This is a genomic window from Roseovarius lutimaris, from assembly GCF_900115165.1.
In the GTDB taxonomy this organism is placed as follows: domain Bacteria; phylum Pseudomonadota; class Alphaproteobacteria; order Rhodobacterales; family Rhodobacteraceae; genus Roseovarius; species Roseovarius lutimaris.
In genome coordinates this window covers 1-20,742 of sequence record NZ_FOVP01000017.1, presented here as the reverse complement: position 1 = coordinate 20,742, position 20,742 = coordinate 1, and the positions used below count along the sequence as shown (strand labels likewise).

At 57.8% G+C, this 20,742-nt stretch carries 19 protein-coding genes and 1 pseudogene; 8 read left to right on the top strand and 12 right to left on the bottom strand.

Annotated elements, in window-relative coordinates; translation table 11 throughout:
* Positions 1-41 precede the first annotated feature (41 nt).
* The gene (locus BMZ91_RS14780; RefSeq protein WP_092840582.1) at positions 42-818 is read left to right on the top strand and encodes an enoyl-CoA hydratase; all 777 of its coding nucleotides are present in this window, start codon (positions 42-44) and stop codon (positions 816-818) included.
* A gap of 100 nt (positions 819-918) precedes the next feature.
* Here the strand turns inward: BMZ91_RS14780 and BMZ91_RS14775 are convergent, their stop codons facing one another.
* Together BMZ91_RS14775 and nth are read right to left on the bottom strand one after the other, a co-directional pair.
* Positions 919-1,905 (bottom strand): adenosine kinase, encoded by a 987-nt coding sequence (locus tag BMZ91_RS14775; RefSeq protein WP_092840580.1) that lies wholly within the window; start codon positions 1,903-1,905, stop codon positions 919-921.
* The gene (gene nth / locus BMZ91_RS14770; RefSeq protein WP_092840796.1) at positions 1,902-2,546 is read right to left on the bottom strand and encodes an endonuclease III; all 645 of its coding nucleotides are present in this window, start codon (positions 2,544-2,546) and stop codon (positions 1,902-1,904) included. Before nth ends, BMZ91_RS14775 begins: the two co-directional genes overlap by 4 nt.
* A 141-nt stretch (positions 2,547-2,687) precedes the next feature.
* Here nth and BMZ91_RS14765 point away from each other — a divergent pair, with 141 nt between their 5' ends.
* The 3 genes from BMZ91_RS14765 (at position 2,688) to BMZ91_RS14755 (ending at position 4,786) form a co-directional block, all read left to right on the top strand.
* Positions 2,688-3,527, top strand: coding sequence for a methylated-DNA--[protein]-cysteine S-methyltransferase (locus BMZ91_RS14765; RefSeq protein ID WP_092840577.1), 840 nt, complete (start codon positions 2,688-2,690; stop codon positions 3,525-3,527).
* A gap of 129 nt (positions 3,528-3,656) precedes the next feature.
* Entirely contained in the window at positions 3,657-4,322 is a 666-nt protein-coding gene (locus BMZ91_RS14760; RefSeq protein WP_092840574.1) for a YiaD family glycine zipper/OmpA-like lipoprotein, read from the top strand.
* A 215-nt stretch (positions 4,323-4,537) separates the two neighbouring features.
* On the top strand, positions 4,538-4,786 hold the full coding sequence (locus tag BMZ91_RS14755; RefSeq protein ID WP_092840571.1) for a hypothetical protein: 249 nt from the start codon (positions 4,538-4,540) through the stop codon (positions 4,784-4,786).
* A gap of 108 nt (positions 4,787-4,894) precedes the next feature.
* Here BMZ91_RS14755 and BMZ91_RS14750 read toward each other — a convergent pair whose 3' ends face one another.
* Entirely contained in the window at positions 4,895-5,947 is a 1,053-nt protein-coding gene (locus BMZ91_RS14750; RefSeq protein ID WP_092840568.1) for a ketopantoate reductase family protein, read from the bottom strand.
* Between the two features lie 141 nt (positions 5,948-6,088).
* On the opposite strand from BMZ91_RS14750, the gene BMZ91_RS14745 reads away from it, so the two are divergent.
* Positions 6,089-7,495: a helix-turn-helix domain-containing protein gene (locus BMZ91_RS14745; RefSeq protein WP_092840794.1), complete on the top strand. Its 1,407-nt coding sequence runs from the start codon at positions 6,089-6,091 to the stop codon at positions 7,493-7,495.
* Positions 7,496-7,542: 47 nt separating this feature from the next.
* On the opposite strand, the gene BMZ91_RS14740 is transcribed toward BMZ91_RS14745, so the two are convergent.
* From BMZ91_RS14740 to BMZ91_RS14700, 9 genes are all read right to left on the bottom strand, one after another.
* Positions 7,543-8,994: a tripartite tricarboxylate transporter permease gene (locus BMZ91_RS14740; RefSeq protein ID WP_092840565.1), complete on the bottom strand. Its 1,452-nt coding sequence runs from the start codon at positions 8,992-8,994 to the stop codon at positions 7,543-7,545.
* Positions 8,995-9,099: 105 nt separating this feature from the next.
* Entirely contained in the window at positions 9,100-9,627 is a 528-nt protein-coding gene (locus BMZ91_RS14735; protein ID WP_092840562.1) for a tripartite tricarboxylate transporter TctB family protein, read from the bottom strand.
* A gap of 152 nt (positions 9,628-9,779) precedes the next feature.
* Positions 9,780-10,763 (bottom strand): Bug family tripartite tricarboxylate transporter substrate binding protein, encoded by a 984-nt coding sequence (locus BMZ91_RS14730; protein WP_092840559.1) that lies wholly within the window; start codon positions 10,761-10,763, stop codon positions 9,780-9,782.
* 145 nt (positions 10,764-10,908) lie between these two features.
* The gene (locus BMZ91_RS14725) at positions 10,909-11,772 is read right to left on the bottom strand and encodes a universal stress protein (RefSeq protein ID WP_092840556.1); all 864 of its coding nucleotides are present in this window, start codon (positions 11,770-11,772) and stop codon (positions 10,909-10,911) included.
* A 2-nt stretch (positions 11,773-11,774) separates the two neighbouring features.
* The gene (locus BMZ91_RS14720; protein ID WP_092840553.1) at positions 11,775-13,442 is read right to left on the bottom strand and encodes a formate--tetrahydrofolate ligase; all 1,668 of its coding nucleotides are present in this window, start codon (positions 13,440-13,442) and stop codon (positions 11,775-11,777) included.
* A 40-nt stretch (positions 13,443-13,482) separates the two neighbouring features.
* Positions 13,483-14,400 (bottom strand): methionyl-tRNA formyltransferase, encoded by a 918-nt coding sequence (locus BMZ91_RS14715; protein WP_245736402.1) that lies wholly within the window; start codon positions 14,398-14,400, stop codon positions 13,483-13,485.
* Between the two features lie 69 nt (positions 14,401-14,469).
* The gene (gene frc / locus BMZ91_RS14710; protein ID WP_092840547.1) at positions 14,470-15,732 is read right to left on the bottom strand and encodes a formyl-CoA transferase; all 1,263 of its coding nucleotides are present in this window, start codon (positions 15,730-15,732) and stop codon (positions 14,470-14,472) included.
* Between the two features lie 45 nt (positions 15,733-15,777).
* On the bottom strand, positions 15,778-17,547 hold the full coding sequence (oxc, locus tag BMZ91_RS14705) for an oxalyl-CoA decarboxylase (RefSeq protein WP_092840544.1): 1,770 nt from the start codon (positions 17,545-17,547) through the stop codon (positions 15,778-15,780).
* Between the two features lie 27 nt (positions 17,548-17,574).
* Positions 17,575-18,288, bottom strand: a complete 714-nt coding sequence (locus BMZ91_RS14700) for a GntR family transcriptional regulator (RefSeq protein WP_092840792.1) — start codon at positions 18,286-18,288, stop codon at positions 17,575-17,577.
* A gap of 489 nt (positions 18,289-18,777) precedes the next feature.
* Between BMZ91_RS14700 and BMZ91_RS14695 the strand changes: the two genes are divergently transcribed.
* The 3 genes and pseudogenes from BMZ91_RS14695 to BMZ91_RS14685 form a co-directional block, all read left to right on the top strand.
* Positions 18,778-19,293: a hydrolase gene (locus tag BMZ91_RS14695; protein ID WP_245736401.1), complete on the top strand. Its 516-nt coding sequence runs from the start codon at positions 18,778-18,780 to the stop codon at positions 19,291-19,293.
* 71 nt (positions 19,294-19,364) lie between these two features.
* A complete protein-coding gene (sucC, locus tag BMZ91_RS14690) occupies positions 19,365-20,558 on the top strand; it encodes an ADP-forming succinate--CoA ligase subunit beta (RefSeq protein ID WP_092840538.1) in 1,194 nt (397 codons plus the stop codon).
* 56 nt (positions 20,559-20,614) lie between these two features.
* A pseudogene (locus BMZ91_RS14685) lies at positions 20,615-20,742 on the top strand (succinate--CoA ligase subunit alpha); the annotation flags it as partial.

Here is a 20,742-nt window from a genome sequence, read left to right as displayed (position 1 = left end):
TAATGAATCAGGTCTGACGGAAACAAGCGAAAGCAGATTTCATGGCCTATGAGACGATCATCGTCGAAATAGAAGACCACGTAGCCCTCATCAAACTAAACCGGCCGGATGCGCTTAATGCGCTGAACGAGCAACTCTTGTCAGAGTTGGCCACCGCCGTTGGTGAGGCGCAACAAAACGACAAGGTACGTTGTGTCGTGTTGACCGGCTCGGAAAAGGCATTTGCCGCCGGGGCCGATATCAAGATGATGAGCGAGAAAAGCTTTGTCGATGTCTTCACCGAAGACCTGTTCACAGCAGACATTGATGCGATTCAGCGTATCCGCAAGCCGATCATCGCCGCCGTATCCGGCTATGCGCTTGGCGGCGGCTGCGAGCTTGCGATGATGTGCGATTTCATCATCTGCTCGGACACCGCCAAATTCGGCCAGCCCGAGATCAACCTTGGCGTCATCGCCGGTCTTGGCGGCACACAGCGCCTGACGCGGTTTGTTGGAAAATCCAAGGCAATGGACATGAACCTGACCGGCCGCTTCATGGATGCAGAAGAGGCCGAACGCTCTGGCCTGGTAAGCCGCGTCGTGCCTGTCAAAAAGCTGATGGAAGAGGCAATGAGTGCCGCGCAGAAGATCGCGGAAAAGTCGATGATTTCCGTGATGGCGGCCAAAGAGTCGGTGAACCGGTCCTATGAGACCACGCTACGCGAAGGCCTGCTGTTCGAGCGCCGCGTGTTCCACTCGCTGTTTGCCAGCGAGGATCAGAAAGAAGGCATGGCGGCCTTTACCGAAAAACGCCAGGCCCAGTTCCGCGACAAATAACGCGAGAGGCCTTGCAAAGAAAACGGGCGGGGGTGCATCCCTCGCCCGTTTTTATTTGCGTCGCCCCTTGCGAGGCCGGCACGCAAGAGCCGGACGAGCGCTAGATCAGGCCAGCCTTGCGGAACAGCGCCGCAACATCCGCCTCGGGGCGCGCGCCGTAATGACCGATCACCTCGGCCGCCGCGATGCACCCCATGCGCCCCGAGACCGCAAGCGTCTGACCGGTGGCCACCCCGTAAAGGAAACCGGCGGCAAACTGATCGCCCGCACCCGTGGCATCGACCGGCACCACCTCTTGCACCGGCACAGACACGCTCTGATCGCCCTCGACCACAACAACATCATGGCCCGAGCGCGTACACACGATAAGCCCGCTTTCCGCCGCCGCCTGTTCAAGCGCCGCGCCAAGATCTTCGGTCTCATACAGCGATTTCCACTCGTGCTCATTGCCGAACACGATGTCGAGCTCGCGCACCAACTGTCGGAAATCATCGCGGTGGCGATCCACGCAGAACGGATCGGACAGCGAAACCGCCGCCCGGCCACCGCCCGCACGACAGGCCCGCGCCGCCGCAAGAAACGCCTCTTTGCCTTGCGGCTTGTCGTAAAGATATCCCTCAAGGAACAGCAATTGCGCCTGACCGGCGACATCGTCGGGCACATCATCGGGGCCAAGATCGGTGGAAATCCCAAGGTAGGTGTTCATCGAGCGCTCGCCATCAGGCGACACAAAGATCATCGACCGCGAGGTCGGCCCTTCGCCGCCCGGCACCGGCTCATTCACGAATGTAGTGCCAACCGAGGTCAGGCTTGAGGCATAATACCGGCCCAATTCGTCATCGCGCACCCGCCCGATGAACGCGGTTGACAGGCCAAGCGCCCCCAAACCCGCAATCGTGTTTGCCACCGATCCACCCGGCATCTGGTTGCGGTTTTCCATCGCAGCATACAGGAACTCGCCGCGCTCTTCGTCGATCAGTTGCATAACGCCCTTGTCGATCCCCATCCGCGACAGAAATTTGTCATCGCATTGGCTAATGACATCGACGATGGCATTTCCGACGCCGACGGCCTGATATTTTGTCATAGGTTTTTATCCTCGAAGTCACATAGGTCACGAATGATACAGGTGGCACAAAGCGGCTTGCGCGCCTTGCAGGTATAGCGCCCGTGCAGGATCAGCCAGTGATGCGCATGAAGCTGATAATCGGCGGGGATGTTGTCTTCGATCGCGCGCTCGACAGCGTTCACGTCGCGCCCCGGGCAAATGCCGGTGCGGTTGCCGATGCGAAAGATATGCGTATCCACCGCCTGTGCGGGCATGTGCCACCACATGTTCAGCACCACATTCGCGGTCTTGCGCCCCACCCCCGGAAGCGATTGCAGCGCGGCCCGCGAATTGGGCACCACGCCGTCGTAATCCTCGACCAGAATCTTCGACAGCTTCATCACATTCCTGGCCTTGTTGCGATATAGGCCGATGGTCTTGATATGCTCGATCAACGCCTCTTCGCCCAGATCCAGCATCTTTTGCGGTGTATCGACGAGTTTGAAAAGCGCCTGCGTGGCGCGGTTCACGCCCACATCGGTCGCTTGCGCCGAAAGCGCCACCGCCACCAAAAGCGTATAGGCGTTGACATGGTCAAGCTCGCCCTTCGGCTCGGGATCGGCGGCGTGAAACCGGCCAAAGATCTCGCGGATCCTGTGATAATCAAGTTGCGCTGCCATGCAGGCCTTTTGCCGCATGCCCCCGCCCCGCGCAATGGGCGAGACCCGACTTTTGTGCATCGGCGGCGCCCTCAATGCGCAATATCCGGGTCGCGCGAGATGGCCATGCCGTTTATCCTGTCTGAAACCGGAGGATTTCCAATGAACGCCAATGCGCCCGATCAAGCCTATCATTTTCACGTCATGCGGCGGGCCATCGACCTGATTGATCAGGGCGGCGAGGCCCTGCCGCTTGACCGGCTTGCGGGTGAAATGGGCATGAGTGCGGCGCATTTTCAACGCCTGTTTTCTGCCTGGGTCGGCGTTTCCCCCAAGCGCTATCAGCAATATCTGACGCTTGGTCATGCCAAGACCCTTCTGGCGCAGCGCTTTACCACGCTTGAGGTCGCAGATGCCGCCGGCTTGACCGGTACTGGCCGCCTGCACGATCTTTTCCTGCGGTGGGAGGCGATGAGCCCCGGCGAATTCGCGCGCGGTGGCGAGGGGCTGACGATCTATCACGGCTGCTTCGATAGCCCCTTTGGCGAAACCCTCGCGATGGGCACCGACAAGGGCCTTTGCGGGCTTGCCTTTACCGAGGAATGCGGCCGCGACGCCGCCTTTGACGACCTCAGCGCGCGTTGGGCCGACGCGCGGTTTGAACCCGCGCCAGAGCGGATCGCGCCATGGGTGGATGCCGCCTTCGCCGGCAGGGGCGAAACCGCGCTTCACATGATCGGCGCGCCGTTTCAGATCAAGGTCTGGGAGGCGCTGCTTCGGGTGCCCACCGGCCATGTCACCACCTATTCCGAGATCGCCCAGGCCATCGGACGCCCCCGCGCAGTGCGCGCCGTCGGCACGGCGGTGGGGCGCAACCCGGTCAGCTTTCTGATCCCCTGTCACCGGGCACTTCGCAAATCCGGCGCGCTTGGCGGCTATCACTGGGGCCTGCCGGTCAAGCGCGCGATGCTGGCCTGGGAAAGCGCGCGCGTTGACGGGTAGACACTGTTGAATTTTGCGCGAAATGCCGCCTGTTTCCCCCCTCAAAGGTCTTGGGCATAGGCGTGTTATTGCATATCATCGCCTTAATCCCGACAAGTCGGGCAGGTTTAACAACAAGGCGACCACAAAATGATCCGAGCACGCAACCCCCTTCTTCTTCTGTCTGGCGCATCGCTTTTGCTTGCGACTGCCTGTACCGATCCCAACTATAACACCGGCACCGGCACCGACCCCAACCAAAGGACCAAGACCGGTGCGGCCCTGGGTGGCGTTCTTGGTGCGGGCCTTGGCGCCATGGTCAGCGACGATAAGCTCAAAGGCGCCGTTATCGGCGGTGTTCTTGGGGCCGCAGGTGGTGCCGTCGCGGGCAGCGCCCTTGATCGTCAAGCGGCCGAATTGCGCCAGCAGCTGGACAATGACGTTCAGATCACCAACACCGGTGACCGCCTGATCCTGACGATGCCGCAGGATATCCTGTTCGATGTCGACAGCACCACGATCTACCCCGGCCTGCGTGGCGACCTTCTGACCGTGGCACAAAGCCTGAACGACTATCCCGACACCACCGTTCAGGTGGTTGGCCACACCGATAGCGACGGCGACGCGGGCTATAACCAGCGCCTGTCTGAGCGCCGCGCCAATGCCGTGGCCGATGTTCTGCTGCAAGGCGGCGTGCCATCCTCGCGCGTGCGTCCCTTTGGTCGGGGCGAAGATCAGCCGGTTGCGTCCAACCTGACCGCAGAAGGCAAGCGCCAGAACCGTCGGGTGGAAATCGTTATCCTGCCCAACGCCTAGCTCCTGATCCCAAGCAAACACGCCCTCAATTTCCGAGGGGAATGACATGACATGACGCGCCCGCATCAAGTTGAAATGCGGGCGCGTCTTTTCTTGGCCTGTATGGTTGGAAAGCCATGCCTGAGATGCAATGCTGCGTTGCGGAAATTTGAGTTGCGGCGTGCTGCACCGCAGAGTAAATTGGGTATGATTTTTGAAGCTGAGGGTTAAATAAAATGTCGGCCAACACAAACATCAGCCCCGTTACGTCTTTTGGCGAGACCCTGTCCCGCACCATTCTCGCCCCGTTGCGTGTAATCGACGGTTTTTTTCAGTCGATCATTGCCGCCAACCGCGTTGCCAACGAAGTTGAAATGCTCTCGCATGCGAGTGATCGCAAACTTGCCTCACTTGGGGTAAAGCGGAGCGATATCGTGCATTACGTGGCACAGAAATCCGACAACTTCCGCTCGATCTCAGGCTGACCTTGGCGCCCTGACATCACGTCAGGGCCGTCGCTTTTCGGGCCTGGCACATGGGCCAAGCCACCTGAGCGTTCAGGGCAGGACGCAAACGGCCCTGCCCCGAGGGTGTCATGTATGCTCAAGCGCATTCGCCTTCAGCCGCGCATTGACCGTTTCGACAATCCCGCTCAATTCCGAGACAGACACGCCAACCTGTTCGGCAATCAGCGTCACCAGCATATCCACCCGTTCCACGCGCTGTGCGCCACCGTCGATGGCACGCGCAGCAGAGGACGGCTTTAGAAGACCATTGGCGGCGTTGGCATATTTTTCAAACGGCACTCGATCTTTCGGATCGGCGCCCAATCGGCTTACGATCTCGTTTACCAACTCATAAATGCGCCGCGACAACTCGATATCGCCATGGACCGCCTCCTTGATCGGCCGGGCCCCCTCGGGCAGCACACAGCGATAGTTGCCTGTCAACAGCATGCTCCACTTGGCGAAGGGAACAAAGAGCGAATCGAACACCCGAAGCTTGACCGGAACATCCTGACCATCAACCCGGACAGCATCAATTTCGGCCTCCAGGTCACGCAGGATCTTGTTGTGTTCATCCCCCTCGAACGGGGCGGCCTTGAAGTTGGTTGGCAGACCGACATGCAGGGTGTTCGCCCCGTCTTCGGGCACGCGATAGGCCTGCGGATCGGGGCTGCACAGGGTGACGGCGCCCGGAGTAAAGCCGTTCCAGGCATCCGGGCAGGTAAAGCTGGCTTCCAGCCTTTTGGTATCCAGCCCTTCGATCCGGCGCAGATAGGGCAAAGGCGGCATGTTCATAATCGACAGGCAGGGCTTTCCGCTTGCCGCAATCCGACCCAAGAGATCGACAATCGACGCGTTGCAATACTGCGGCTCGGACATGGCTAGGGCGATCATGTCGTATTCGTTCGGGTTTACCTGTTCCGGGGTTTTTGCATCCAGATGTCCGGGCAGATCATCCGAGCGGAACGAGCGGTGCTCATCCTCTCCGCGCAGCTTGATGCGGACATCTGTGCCTTTGCTGTTGATCAGATCGGCGGTCGCCTGCCGACAAACAAGGGTCACATCCTGACCAGCCATCAAAAGCTTGGTTCCAAGAAGCGAGCCATACGAAGCCCCGAGTATGACGATTTTATATGCCATGAGATCCCTTTATCCGTCAGTGGTTTTCAAATTCAAAAAAAGGATACCAACAGAATTGAAGGACCGCTACAAAAACAGCGTGTTTGTGTATATTGTTAAATTTACACCCATACTTTTTGTAATGTTGTAAGGATCATGCCCTTGACCAAGACCCTGATCGGCCCGCGACTGCGTCAACTCAGGCGTGAGCGAAAACAAACCCAAGCCGAGATGGCGCGGACTTTGGGGGTCAGCCCATCCTATATAAACCTGCTTGAAAACAACCAGAGAAGCCTTTCTGTGAAACTGCTTATGTCGCTTGCCGATGCCTATGCGGTGGATTGGCGTGAGTTGACCAAAGATGAAACCGCCCGCAAGGCGGCCGATCTGCGCAATGCCGTTCAAGACCCGATTTTTATCGGTGAAACGCCCGACATTCAGGAAATACGCGGCGCAATAGATCATGCGCCGCGCCTGGTTGACCACTTCCTGCAACTGCACGGTGCGCATCGTGTGGCCTTGGAAAAGATCATGAAGCTGGGCGGGGATAATTCCGAGGACGAATTGCTGAACGCATCGCCGGAATCGGTCATTCACGACTTTTTCCGTGACCACAAGAATCACTTCCCGGAACTCGAAAACGCCGCTGAAAACGCCTGGAATGGCGAATACGCGCCCCCCGAAGAAAACTTTGCCTTCCTGCGCAACAGGTTGAAGCAAAAGCATGGTATTTCGGTCGAAGTCTGCAAGATCGACAAGCTTGGCAATGCCCTGCGGTATTTCGATGAAAACAAGCGGATCATCCATTTGTCGCAGGCGCTGAGCCATTCGAACCGCGTCTTTCAGCTGGCCCATGTTTTATGCACCGTCGAATACCCCGGTATCATCGCGACATTGGTCGAACGCAGTGGCATCCGTACCTCGCAGGTCCTGGCACGATTGCGGGTCGAACTGGCGAATTATTTCGCCGCCGCCTTCATGATGCACTATGAGACATTCCTGACCGAAACTGAGGCCTGCGGCTATGATATCGACCGCGTCGCGGCCACTTTCGGGGCTTCGTTCGAGCAGGTATGCCAACGTCTTACCACAATGCAACGCAAAGGATCGCGGGGCGTACCGTTCTTTTTCCTGCGCATTGATAAAGCCGGCAACGTGACCAAGCGCTTTAATTCGACCTCGTTTCACCTAGCCGAATATGGCGGATCCTGCCCTGTCTGGAACATTCATACAGCGTTTTACACGCCCGGTGTCGTGATGCCGCAATTCGTCGAAACCCCGGATGGGGAACGCTATTTCACGCTAAGCCGAACGGTGCACCGGCCGGTATTCAGCGAAGAGACCCAGGACAGGCGGCTGACATTGGCGCTTGGTTGCGAGACACGTTACGCCGGGCGGCTTCGCTACGCCTCAAGTTACAATTTCGAGGATCCAAAGCTTTATGCGCCGATCGGCATCAATTGCCACCTCTGCCCGCGGCAGGCCTGTTCTCAACGGGCGCATCAGCCGCTTTTCATTCAGCTGTCGATGGACGAGAACCGGCGCGGCAACACCCGCTACGAAAGCTGAAAAGGGGCCCTGCAAGGCCCCTTTTCAAGATCATTTCGGTCGTGCGTTTACCCGGCTGCCGAAGTGGCCTTACGCTTTTTCATCATGTTCGCCACCAAGGGATAAGAGACCAGGGCAACCGCGATCAGGATGCAGGTCAAGGAAATCGGTCGCTCAAGAAAGGTCATCGGATCACCCTGGCTGCCGATCAGCGACTGGCGCATCGCCCGTTCCGTCAGCGGGCCAAGCACAATCGCAAGAACCGCCGGTGCAACCGGGTAATTCAGCTTGCGCATCAGATAACCGACACACCCGAGCAACAGCATCAGCCAGGTGTCAAACATCCGGTCCGTGGTAGCAAAAACACCAACAACGCAAAGGATGAAGATGATCGGTGCAAGGATGCTGAATGGCATTGCCAGCACGCGGATGAACACCGGGATCAGCGCGATATTCAGAACCACCGTGACAAAGTTCGCGACATACATCGACCCAATCAGGCCCCAGACAAAATCCGGGCTTTCCGCAAACAACAGCGGTCCGGGACGCAGGCCCCAGATGATCATGCCACCGAGCAGGATTGCCGTGGTCGGCGAGCCGGGAATGCCAAGCGTCAGCATCGGCAGCATGGACCCGGTGGATGCCGCGTTATTGGCAGCCTCTGGCGCGGCCACACCGGCGACGTTGCCCTTGCCAAAGCTGTCGCCATCCTTGGAAAAGCTTTTGGCAAGCCCATAGGACATCAGCGAGGCAGGCGTTGCGCCGGCCGCCGGCAGGGTGCCGACAAAGAAACCCAGAAAAGACCCCATGGTTGACACCGGAAGATAGTCCTTGATGCGCCCCAGATTCTGCTTGATCTTCTTCCAGCCGAAATCGACCTTGTGCATCTGGATGGCACCCTTGGTATGCTCAAGCGTCCAGATCATCTCGCCGATGCCGTAAATCCCGATGGCCAGCACCAGAAACGGAATGCCGCGCTGGAATTCGACCATGTCGAAAAAGATCAAACGCGGCTGACCCGAGATAATGTCAAAGCCGACGGCGGCCAGCACCAGACCGATCAGGATCGAGAAAATCGTTTTCGGTATGTCATCGCCGCCGAGGCCAATGAAGGTGGCAAACGCAAGCAGCATAAGGGCAAACTCTTCCTGCGGGCCGAATTTTAGCGCGAAGGCGGCCAGTGGCGGGGCAAAGCCGGTGAACAGGATCACCGAGATTGTCCCGCCTATGAAGGACGCAATTGCGGCGGCCATCAGTGCCTGGTCGGCCCTGCCGGATTGGGCCATCGGGCGACCATCAAACACCGTCGCAACGGCGGTTGAGGCCCCGGGGATCCCAAGCGTGATCGAACTGACAGCGCCCCCGTACATCGCCCCATAATAAAGCGCGGCAAGAAAGATAATGGCGGCTGTCGGGGGCACCAGGAAGGTGACAGGAAGAAGGATTGCCACGCCGTTGACAGACCCAAGCCCTGGCATTGCGCCGATGAACAGTCCGGCAAAACAGCCGAGGAAAATCATGGCAAGGTTGAGCGGCTCGAAGGACTGTAAAAGCCCCGCAGCAAGCAAGCTAAGTATAGAGTCCATGGGGATATCCTATTGTGTCGCTAACGGTTTCAGGGGGCCTCACGAGAAGATCGCATATCGGAAATCGTCGATATGAAGAAAGATGTTCTCAAAAAACGGCCACCCACGTGGCAGATACTTGTTAAGCGCCACTTCGAAGAGCATGTAGATCGCGACAGGCATGGCGATCACGACAGTTATCGTGATCGGCCAGGGATGCTTTCCGATGCCCTTTATGTAAAACAAAAGGAACAGCATCATCGAGAAGTAGAGGCCGATGACACTGGTCATAACCAGAAGAAGGAAGATTGCGGCGACCGTAATTCCGACCATGAAAACGGTTTCGGGGTCGATGTAGGGCTCGGTGTTGCGGGACTCTGCGGTGACACCTCTCATCCAGCGGACAAGGGTCCAGATCGACGCCAGAGCCATTCCCACAGACAACCAGAAGGGCCACATCCCCGCGCCTGGGCCTCGTCCTTCGATCCAGCCAACAGTGAGGTCGTTGCTGGTCACGCTCCACATCAGACCAAGAGAGATAAGCAGCGTGCACACTCCCATCATCAATTCAGCTGTACGAACAGACATTCAGTATCCTCCACATCCAGGCAGCTTTGCTTTGTTGATCGCCAGGCCGAAGCGCGGCACGCCCTGCAACGAGTGCAAGCGATTTGGCCGACTGGTTAGACTAAGGTGTTACCCCGAGCAGGATCGCTCGCGCTCGGGGTAGGTGCGCTCGATTACTTGGACGTGATGCTGTCGGCACCAACGGCTTCGATCAATTCGACGTGCCGCTTGAGCTGCGCCTCATGGAACGCTGCCAGTGAATCACCCGAGATCCATTCGTCGCATGTAAGACCGTCCGACTTGCAATAGTCCTGCCACTCTTGCGAGTTGAACAGTTCTTCGAACAGGTTTTGATACCAGGCCACCGCTTCGGGATCCATTCCGGCCGGGCCGCTGATCGAGCGCTGCATGTAGTACTCGATATCAACGCCCATTTCCTTGGCGGTCGGCACGTCCTCAAAGGGCGCTGAACGTGTGCCATTGAACTGAACCAGCGGCTTGGTATTGCCAGCCCGCCAGAATTCCATCTGCTCGGACGGGTTGTTGACGGTCGAGTCGATCTGATTGCCAACAAGGTTCTTGGCCACGGTGCCGCCACCCGGGAACGGAATGTAGATTACGTCGTACCCCAGTTCCTTTTCCATCATCGCCGTCAGGATCGAATCCTCCTGGCCGGACCCGGTGCCGCCAACCTTCCATGCGCCGTCGGCGTCCTTGACGGTGGCAACATAGCTGTCGAGATCCGTGATGTCCTCGCGCTCGCTGTTGACCCACAGCAGGAACGTGTCCATCGCCATACGGCCGATTGGCGCGAATGTGGTGACGTCAATCGCCAGCTCTTCCTGAATGATCGGCGTGGTGTAAAAGCTGTTCAGCGCAACCAGAAGCGTGTGATTGTCGCCTTCCTTGCCCTTCATATAGGACAGGGCTTCGGCACCTGAACCGCCCGGCTTGTTGATTGGAATAAACGGCCGTGGGCTCATGTCTTTCTTTTGGATGAGACCTTGAAGCAGACGCGCGATCTGATCGGCACCACCGCCGGTCCCGGCCATGATGATGAGCTCAACAGGCTTGCGCGGCTGCCATTCAGCAAAGGCTGCCGGGGCTGTAAGGGCCAATGCAGCGACACTGGTTGTCAAAGTTTTCAAGATTTTCATTTTCTTCCTCCCTAGAAGTACCGATTTCAGCCGTTACACGGCCATTCCGTTTCTTGAGAAAGCGTGACCTTCGGTTTGGTTTGCTCCTCCGGGGTGTTGCGTCGAGAGTATCCTCCTTGTTGTTTTTCCTTGTTCGCACGTAAATTCAGTGGACCATCACCACCGGGATCGCGGCCTCGGCAACAATCGTCGCCGAGTTGCCGCCAAGCAGTGACTCGCGCTCGTAGCTGTCGTTATAGGCCCCCATAACCATCAGGTCGGCGCCAACTTCATCACATTTCTTAAGCAGCAGCCGCCCGACATTTCCCTGGCCTGAGAATGCTTCGATTTTCGAGGTGACACCGCGCTGAGCGAGATAGTCCTTTAAATCGTCGGCCGTTGCTGCGTGATCGGATTTGCCGCCAGTCAGGATCGTGACCGCCCCGGCGTGTTCGATCAAGGGCATTGCCATCCTGACCGCGCGGGATGCTTCGAGCGACCCGTTCCACGCAATCGCAACATGGCGCCCGAGGTCGGCGGCAACCTCATCGGTATCAGGACAGACCAAAACCGGACGCGCCGAGGAAAACAGGGCGGATTTCAGCGTGTTGAACCCAAGATCCTGCTCCTTGCTCGGCTTGGCCACGCAAATCAGGTCGGACAACCGACCATAATGGCGCACGGCATCAACCTGCTTGCCCTCGTATTCGTAGAACTTGGTCGTCGCCTTGTTCAGCTCTGGCTCTTGTTCGCTGACGCCATGTTTGGCGGCGTCAGCGGTAAATTTTTCGTACACGATATCCTCGGTCGTGCCGGCGCTCTGTTTGGTCGCTTCCTCAATCTGTTTGCGCAGGAAAGATGGAATAACGACACCGTAGGGCATCATGTCTTCGGTCTTGGGATGGCAGTGAACAACCTTGACATGGGCGCCGAAACGCTTGGCCAGTGCAGCGGCATGGGCAAATAGTATTGGCCCTTTGCCGTCGCCGCGAACCGGCACCATGATGGTATGAAGTGTGCTGCCGCTCATGATCAAAACAACCCGTCGATCAGGCCATCATCGTTGATGCAGATGGCCTCGGCCGAGGGCACCCGTGGCAAGCCCGGCATGGTCATGATCTCGCCGCAGACGGCAACCACGAATCCGGCTCCGGCAGACAGACGCACCTCGCGTATCGGCAGGCTGTGGCCGGTGGGCGCGCCCCGCCGGTTTGGGTCAGTGGTAAAGGAATACTGCGTCTTGGCCATGCAGACCGGCAGATGCCCGTACCCCTGGTCTTCCCAATCCCTTAGCTGCTTGCGGATCTTTGAATCTGCCAGCACCTCATCCGCGCGATAGATGCGTTTGGCGATGGTCTCCATCTTTTCAAACAGCGGCATTTCGTCGGGGTAAAGCGGTGTATAATTCGCCGTACCGCCTTCGACGATCTCAACCACTTTATTCGCCAGTTCCGTAGTGCCCTTGGAACCATCGGCCCAATGCTTGCACAGGATGGCCTCCGCGCCCTGGCTTGCGACAAAATCCTTCACCGCCTGAACCTCGGCGTCGGTATCGGTGACAAAGTGGTTGATCGCCACCACCGACGGAACGCCGAATTGCTTGAGGTTCTCGATATGACGGCCGAGGTTCGGACAGCCTTTTTCGACGGCGCTGACGTTTTCTTCGCCCAGGTCGGCCTTATCGACACCGCCGTTCATCTTCATCGCCCGCACTGTGGCCACGATGACAACCGCCTCGGGTTTCAGCCCCGCCTTGCGGCATTTGATGTTCATGAACTTCTCGGCACCGAGGTCGGCGCCAAATCCGGCCTCTGTCACGACATAATCCGCCAGTTTCAGCGCAGTCGTGGTTGCAACGACCGAGTTACAGCCATGCGCGATATTGGCAAACGGGCCGCCATGCACAAAGGCCGGATTGTTTTCCAGCGTCTGCACCAGGTTCGGCTGCATCGCTTGTTGCAGCAGAACGGTCATGGCGCCGTCGGCCTTGATATCGCGGGCGTAAACCGGCGTGCGATCACGGCGATAGGCCACGATGATATCGCCAAGCCGTCTTTCCAGATCGGCCAGATCAGTGGCCAGACACAGGATCGCCATGACCTCTGAGGCGACGGTGATGTCAAACCCTGCTTCGCGCGGAAAGCCATTGGCCACACCACCAAGGTTACAGACGATCTGGCGCAACGCCCGGTCGTTCATGTCCATGACGCGGCGATAGACAACGCGGCGGATGTCGATATCAAGCTCATTGCCCCAGTAAATGTGATTGTCGAGCATGGCCGCCAGAAGATTGTGCGCGCTGGTGATCGCGTGGAAGTCACCGGTAAAGTGAAGGTTCATTTCCTCCATCGGAACGACCTGCGCATATCCGCCGCCCGCAGCGCCGCCTTTCATGCCAAAGCACGGGCCCAATGATGCCTCGCGAATGCAGATCGCTGCCTTTTTGCCGATCGCGTTAAGCCCGTCGCCCAAGCCCACGGTCGTGGTTGTCTTGCCTTCGCCGGCAGGCGTGGGATTGATCGCCGTGACCAGAACCAGATGCCCGTTCTTCTTCTCTGAAAGCGAGCGGATAAACTCCTCCGAGACCTTGGCCTTGTCGTGACCAAAAGGCAGCAAATGCTCATTTGGAATGTCGAGCTTGGCCCCGACTTCCTGAATCGGTTTCTTGTTGGCTGCGCGTGCTATTTCGATGTCTGACATTTTGCTTTCCTATACTTCTCGGGAATTGTTCAGGCAGGTGTTACGTGCCAAACGTGTCGCCGGGTTTGAGCCCGACCGAGGCGGCCCATTCAGAGGCAGGCTGTTTTGCCGCTCCCGCCGGGCGGACCCGCTTCACAAGGATGCGCCCCCCCACACATTGAACGGAGATGCCGTCATCGCTGATCTCGCGAACGCGGCCTGAAATTCCGTCGCCGGGGACGAGCGCGCTGTCGAATATGCCAAGCTCGGCACCGTTGACCGTGGTCCATGCACCCGGCGCCGGGTTGGTGCCGCGGATCAGGTTATAGACCTGCTTGACCGGGGCGTGCCAATTCACCCGTGCATGGGTTTTGTTGCACCGGCGTTCATAGGTGGCCTGGCTTTCATCGGGCACAATCCGCGGGGGATTGCCATTGCGAAAGAGGTCGCAAACGGTCAGCACGCTATCGACGGCATGCGGGTAGATCTTGTTGAAGTAGAGCTGAATCACCGTGTCGTCGGGATCAATCGGGCATTCCCATTGCAAGAGGCTGTCCCCCTCATCCAATCCATCCGATGGATAGAACCAAGAATACCCCGACTTGGTGGCCCCCATGATGATCGGCCAGTTCACAGCCGAGGGACCACGATGCAGCGGCAAAAGCGAGGGATGGAAACAGATTGACCCATGGGTTGGCGTGTCGCGTGCCGCCTCCGGGACGAACACATTAACAAACGCCATGATCATCAGGTCGGCCTTGTGACCGGCCAATGTATCAAGCGCCGCCTGATCGTCAAAGTTCGCAGGTTGATGGACAGGAATGCCTTTTTCAAGCGCAAATTCCTTGACCGGATCAACCGGCTTGCCCTCTTTGTCGGGCTCGCAATACACGGCAACGACTTCGTCGGTTCCGGCGTCCAGAAGCTTGGCAAGCACATCCTTACCAAAGGCTTGCTGCCCCATTACTATAAGTCTCATTCTTTCCTCCCATTGACGTGCTGCCCTTTTTTTCAGGGTGTCACGGTCAATTTCTTCCTATGCCAAGGCCTATTTGCTGACCTTGCCAACTGCCCCAGAGTCGATGACCCGAGCCAGATCTTCTCCGTTGTATCCAAGAACCTGCTGAAGGATTTCGGTTGTATGTTCTCCCAAAAGCGGCGAGCGGGTCACATCGACCGGGCTGTCAGACAACTTGACCGGACAGCCGACCGTTGTGTATTGGCCGCGCTCGGGGTGATCGACATCGACGATTGTCCCGGTCGCGCGCAATCCGTCGTCTTCCATGATTTCCTTGGTCGACAGGATCGGACCAACGGGAATGTCGAGCGGGTTGCAGATCTCCATGACCTCGTATTTGGTCTTGGTCATTGTCCAGGCTTCGACCCGCGCGAAAATCTCGTCCAGTTTGCTCAGACGCTCGGGCGGGGTGGCATAGCCTTCCTTGGTCTTCCAGTCGGGTTCGCCGATGACATCACAGACCTTCTCCCAAACAGCCGCCTGAGTGATAAAGTAGGTGTAGGCATTCGGATCGGTTTCCCAGCCCTTGCATTTCAAGATACGGCCCGGTTGCCCGCCACCTGAATCGTTGCCCGCGCGAGGGGTCGCATCGCCGAACGGAATACCGGCCCCATATTGCGAATATTCCGTCAGCGGGCCTTTTTCCAGACGCTGCTGATCGCGCAGTTTCACGCGGCAGAGGTTGATAACCCCGTCCTGCATCGGTGCCAGAACCTTTTGACCACGGCCGGTTTTTTCACGCTGAAACAGGGCCGTCACGATCCCAAGGGCAAGGTGCAGCCCCGTACCACTATCGCCGATCTGGGCACCGGTCACGACCGGAGGCCCATCCAGAAAGCCCGTCGTCGACGCCGCCCCACCGGCACATTGGGCCACGTTTTCATAGACTTTGCAGTCTTCATATTGTCCCGGCCCAAACCCTTTGATCGACGCCATGATGATGCGCGGGTTGATTTCCTGAATACGCTCCCAGGAGAACCCCATGCGATCAAGCGCGCCGGGGGCAAAATTCTCGACCAGCACATCGCATTCCTGCACGAGCCGCGTCAGAACTTCCTTGCCGGTCTCGTTTTTCGAGTTCAGCTCAATCGAGCGTTTGTTGTGATTGAGCATCGTGAAATAGAGCGAGTCCGCCCCGGGCACATCGACCAGCTGTTTGCGGGTGGCGTCACCGACGCCCGGACGTTCGACCTTGATCACATCGGCCCCGAACCAGGCCAGAAGTTGTGTACATGTTGGTCCAGATTGCACATGTGTGAAATCAAGAATCTTGACGCCTTCCAGAGCTTTCATTTTTATTCCCTGCTTACTTGGATGGATATTTCAAACGGATTGGATTTACGTGTTTGCCGCCGCAGCGCGTGCCTGTGCCACGACGGATTGCGGATTGAGGCTACCGATATTGCCGCTTTCCTTGCCTGCGGCCTCGTCAATAATCGCGTTGATCAGCGTTGGTTTGCGGCTGTCGATGGCCTCGAAGATCGCGCGCTTGAGATCGTCCGGAGATGTGGCGTACACGCCCACACCGCCAAAGGCCTCCATCATTTTCTCATAGCGAGAATCCTTGACGAAAGCCGTCGTTGCCGGATCTGCGCTACCCGACCGGTTCTGATCGTCGCCACGATAAATACCGTTGTTGTTGAAGATCACGACGCAAATCGGAAGGTTGTAGCGACAGATGGTTTCAATCTCCATTCCGCAGAACCCGAAGGCACTGTCGCCCTCGACGGCCACGACCGGGCAATCCGTTTCGACAGCGGCGGCAATGGCAGAGCCCATGCCGATCCCCATCACCCCCCAGGTGCCAACATCCAGACGCTTGCGCGGTTTGCTCATGTCTACGATCGAGCGGGCAAAATCGAGCGTGTTTGCCCCTTCATTGACCAGAATAGTGTCTGGGCGGTCCTCAAACACCTTTTTCACCACGCCAAGCGCCGAATGATAGTTCATCGGGGTGGCATTGCCCTGAAGGCGCGATGCCATTTTCTCGATGTTGCCTTCAACTTTGGAGCGCACCGCATCTGTCCACCCGGTTGGCGGCTTTTTCCAGTCCGGCCCCATCGCGTCGATCAACGCCTGGGCGCAGGATTGGATATCACCAACCAAAGGCGCCGCGATTTCTACGTTGCTGTCCATTTCCTTGGGTTCGATGTCGATTTGCACGAATTTCTTGGAATACGGCTCGCCCCATTGCTTGCCTTTGCCGTGGCTCAGCAACCAGTTCAGCCGCGCGCCGACCATCACAACGACGTCGGAGTCCTTGAGCACCAAAGAGCGTGCGGCAGAAGAAGATTGCGGGTGGTTGTCAGGCAACAGGCCCTTGGCCATCGACATCGGCAGATAGGGAATGCCGGATTTCTCGACCAACTCGCGCACCACATCATCGGCCTGCGCATAGGCCGCGCCCTTGCCGAGAATGATCAGCGGCTTTTTGGCCCCCTTGAGAACATCAATCGCGCGGGCAACCGCGTCGGGTGCGGGCAATTGCGCCGGGGCCGGATCAATGACTTTCACCAGCGATTTCCGACCCTCGATGGCGTCCATCGCCTGTCCCAGCAAAGAGCCGGGAATATCAAGATAAACCCCACCCGGACGCCCGGTGACCGCGGCACGGATCGCACGGGCGACACCAATACCGATGTCCTCTGCGTGAAGAATACGGTAAGCCGCCTTGCAAAGCGGCTTGGCGATGGCCAGTTGATCCATCTCTTCATAGTCGCCCTGCATCAGGTCGACGACCTCGCGCTCGGACGACCCGGAAATCAGGATCATCGGCCAGCAATTGGTTGTCGCATTGGCCAATGCCGTAAGACCGTTGAGAAATCCGGGAGCAGAGACCGTCATGCAGACACCGGGCTTCTTGGTCAGGAAACCGGCGGCCCCTGCGGCATAGCCTGCGTGTTGCTCATGGCGGAATGAAAGAACGCGAATTCCTTCCCCCTGCGCGTAGCGACCAAGATCGGTGATCGGGATACCCGGCACGTTATAGATCGTGTTGATCCCATTCAACTTTAACGCATCAATCAAAAGGTGGAACCCATCCGTCAAAGTTTCGATAGCAACCGTTTCTTGATCCGTTGATCCCGATGTTACGCTGGCTACAGCCATTTCTTTCCTCCAAATTCGGCCAGCGTCTTATGCGCCTAAGGCCGTCTCCACATTTGTCTTTTGAGCGAGCTCAAGCCGCGTCCATGTCTTGCGAACGTGTTCATGTAGCCGCATCGTGTGTTCTCTTACCTTCTCTGCGGCATCATCCGCATCGCGCGCCTCCAGTGCCTCGATGATTTCAGCATGATCGACGACCGAACGATTGATCCGGTCGGCCTCGCCCATTGCCCGCAACCGCACCGCACGCATGTGCAGAAACAGCGCCTCGGCCATCGTCTTCAGAAGCGAACAGTGCGAGACCTCGAGAATGCGCAGGTGAAACTTGATATTGTCGTCGGAATATTCCGAAATCCGGGTCAGGGATAACTTGTCATTGTGCTTGGACGCGATTTTGCGGAGCGACGCGATCTCGGCATCCGAAGCATGCACCGTCGCCATCCGCGCGGCCATGCTTTCCAGCGCCGCCCAGGCGACGATCATCTCCAGAATTTCATCCAGGCTCTTGCGCAGCAGGAACACCCCCTTGCGCGGAACGACGGAAACCAGGCCCTCGGCCTCAAGCCTGGCGATGGCGTCGCGCAGGGGCGTTCTGGACACCTTGAGCTGATCCGCCAGCGTTCGCTCATCCAGCCTGAGATCGGCGTCAGCACTGTAGATATCCACCGCGGTGATTGCTTCACGCAACCTTTCGTACACGTGGTCCTTCAGCGTGAAATTCGTCACAATCGGTCGAAGTTTCATGGTTTTCTCCAGTTTGCCCAAAAGCGGCGCAAACCCTACTGACTTGTGGTATACCATAGACCAGACAAAGTTTTCAGGCAATTCACATTAAAGACAATTTTCGCCGCAGCTGCATAATAGCCTGAGGCAAGTATCGGGAACACCGCTGAAAATATTGACTCTTTACGCCTTCTGCGGTGCATCCTGGCAAAAGGGTTCCATTGCTTTTGCAGGGCTCTAGAATATTGATTTACATGCATTATATCCGTTTCAATTTTCGATTTTGACAGATGGGTATTTGCTGGAAACGGCAAGGCACTTCTGCAACGCAGCGTATGAATCGCCGCCCCGAAACCAGATTGAGACGTCACGATTCGTGCTGCTGCCCGGCGCCGGAACAACCGGCTTGATGATGGTCAAATCCTATGGTATTTGGCATACCACAGATTGAATCCTGCACCGAACCACAAAAGAGGAGTCGGCAATATGCTCATTCGGGCTGAGGAATCCGTGCTTGTGATCATTGACATGCAGGAGCGTCTGGTCCCCGCCATGCAGGCACCCGCGCGAACGATCCGCAATTCACGCACTCTTTTGTCCAGCGCACATGAGCTTGGCATACCTGTGATCATGACAGAACAGTATCCCGCCGGCCTCGGACACACCGTTCCCGAACTCGCCGGAACGCCGGGGACGATTGTTCTCGAAAAAATGCATTTTTCCTGCATGGAGGATGACAGATTTTCCGAAACGCTTGCCAGGCTTGGCCGGAAACAGGTCATCCTGGCCGGGATGGAGGCGCATATTTGCGTGGTTCAGACCGCCGCCAGCATGATTGAACAGAAGTATGAGGTGTTTGTCGTGTCCGATGCGACCGCGTCGCGTACCCTCGAAAGCGAGCAAGCCTGTATCGCAAGGCTCAGCGCCAGCGGGGCAGGCATCGTCACAACCGAGATGGTTGTCTTCGAGTGGCTCGGCAAAGCCGGAACGCCAGCGTTCAAAACGCTTCTCCCCCTCATCAAATAACCAGAACCACTTTCAGCGTCCAAGATTTGCAAAAGCGCATGCAGCGTCGCAAACTTTCAGGGAGGATAAAGATGAACATCCATGAGTATCAGGCGAAAGCATTGCTTCGCTCTTACGGCGCCCCGGTGTCGGATGGGCGCGTGGTTCTGCGCGCCGAAGAAGCCAAGACTGCCGCCAGCGCCCTTGACGGCCCGCTTTGGGTTGTCAAAGCCCAGATCCACGCAGGGGGCCGCGGCAAGGGGAAATTCAAGGAGGCCGGCGCCGGCGAAGCAGGCGGTGTACGCCTTGCCAAATCCGTCGAGGAAGCCGCCGAAGAAGCCAAGCGCATGCTGGGCCGCACGCTGGTGACCAAGCAGACCGGCGCGGTCGGCAAGCAGGTCAACCGGATATATATCGAGGACGGCTCGGGGATCGAGACCGAAATGTACCTCGCGCTTCTGGTCGATCGCCAGACCAGCCGGGTGTCGTTTGTCTGTTCGACCGAGGGCGGCATGGACATCGAGGATGTCGCCGAGGCGACCCCCGAAAAGATCCTCAGCTTCAGCGTCGATCCCGCCACCGGCTATCAGGCGTTTCACGGCCGTCGCATCGCCTTCAACCTTGGCCTGAGCGGCACGCAGGTCAAGCAATGCGTCGCCCTGATGGGCACGCTTTACAAGGCCTTTATCGAAAAAGACATGGAGATGCTGGAAATCAACCCGCTGATCGTGACCGACAAGGGCGATCTCAAGGTGCTTGATGCCAAGGTAAGCTTTGACGGCAACGCGATCTATCGCCACTCGGATATCGCCGAGCTGCGCGACACCACCGAAGAAGACCCCAAGGAGCTTGAGGCCTCCAAATACGACCTCAACTATATCGCGCTGGATGGCGAAATCGGCTGCATGGTCAACGGCGCCGGTCTGGCGATGGCGACCATGGACATCATCAAGCTTTACGGCGCCGAGCCTGCCAACTTCCTCGATGTCGGCGGCGGCGCGACCAAGGAAAAGGTCACCGAAGCGTTCAAGATCATCACCTCTGACCCGCAGGTCAAAGGCATTCTCGTCAATATCTTCGGCGGCATCATGCGCTGTGACGTGATCGCCGAGGGCGTTGTTGCCGCCGTCAAAGAGGTCGGCCTCAAGGTGCCCCTCGTGGTCCGTCTGGAAGGCACCAACGTCGAGAAGGGCAAGGAAATCATCAACACCTCCGGGCTTGACGTGATCGCCGCCGACGACCTCAAGGATGGTGCCCAGAAGATCGTCAAGGCGGTCAAGGGCTAATCGTAGGGTGGGTGCCAACCCACCTTCCCCACGAATTCAGTAAGGAGAACGCCAAGATGGCAGTCCTCGTAGACGAAAACACCCGCGTGATCTGTCAGGGCCTCACCGGCTCGCAGGGCACATTCCACTCTGAACAGGCAATCGCCTATGGCACGAAAATGGTCGGCGGCGTGACGCCGGGCAA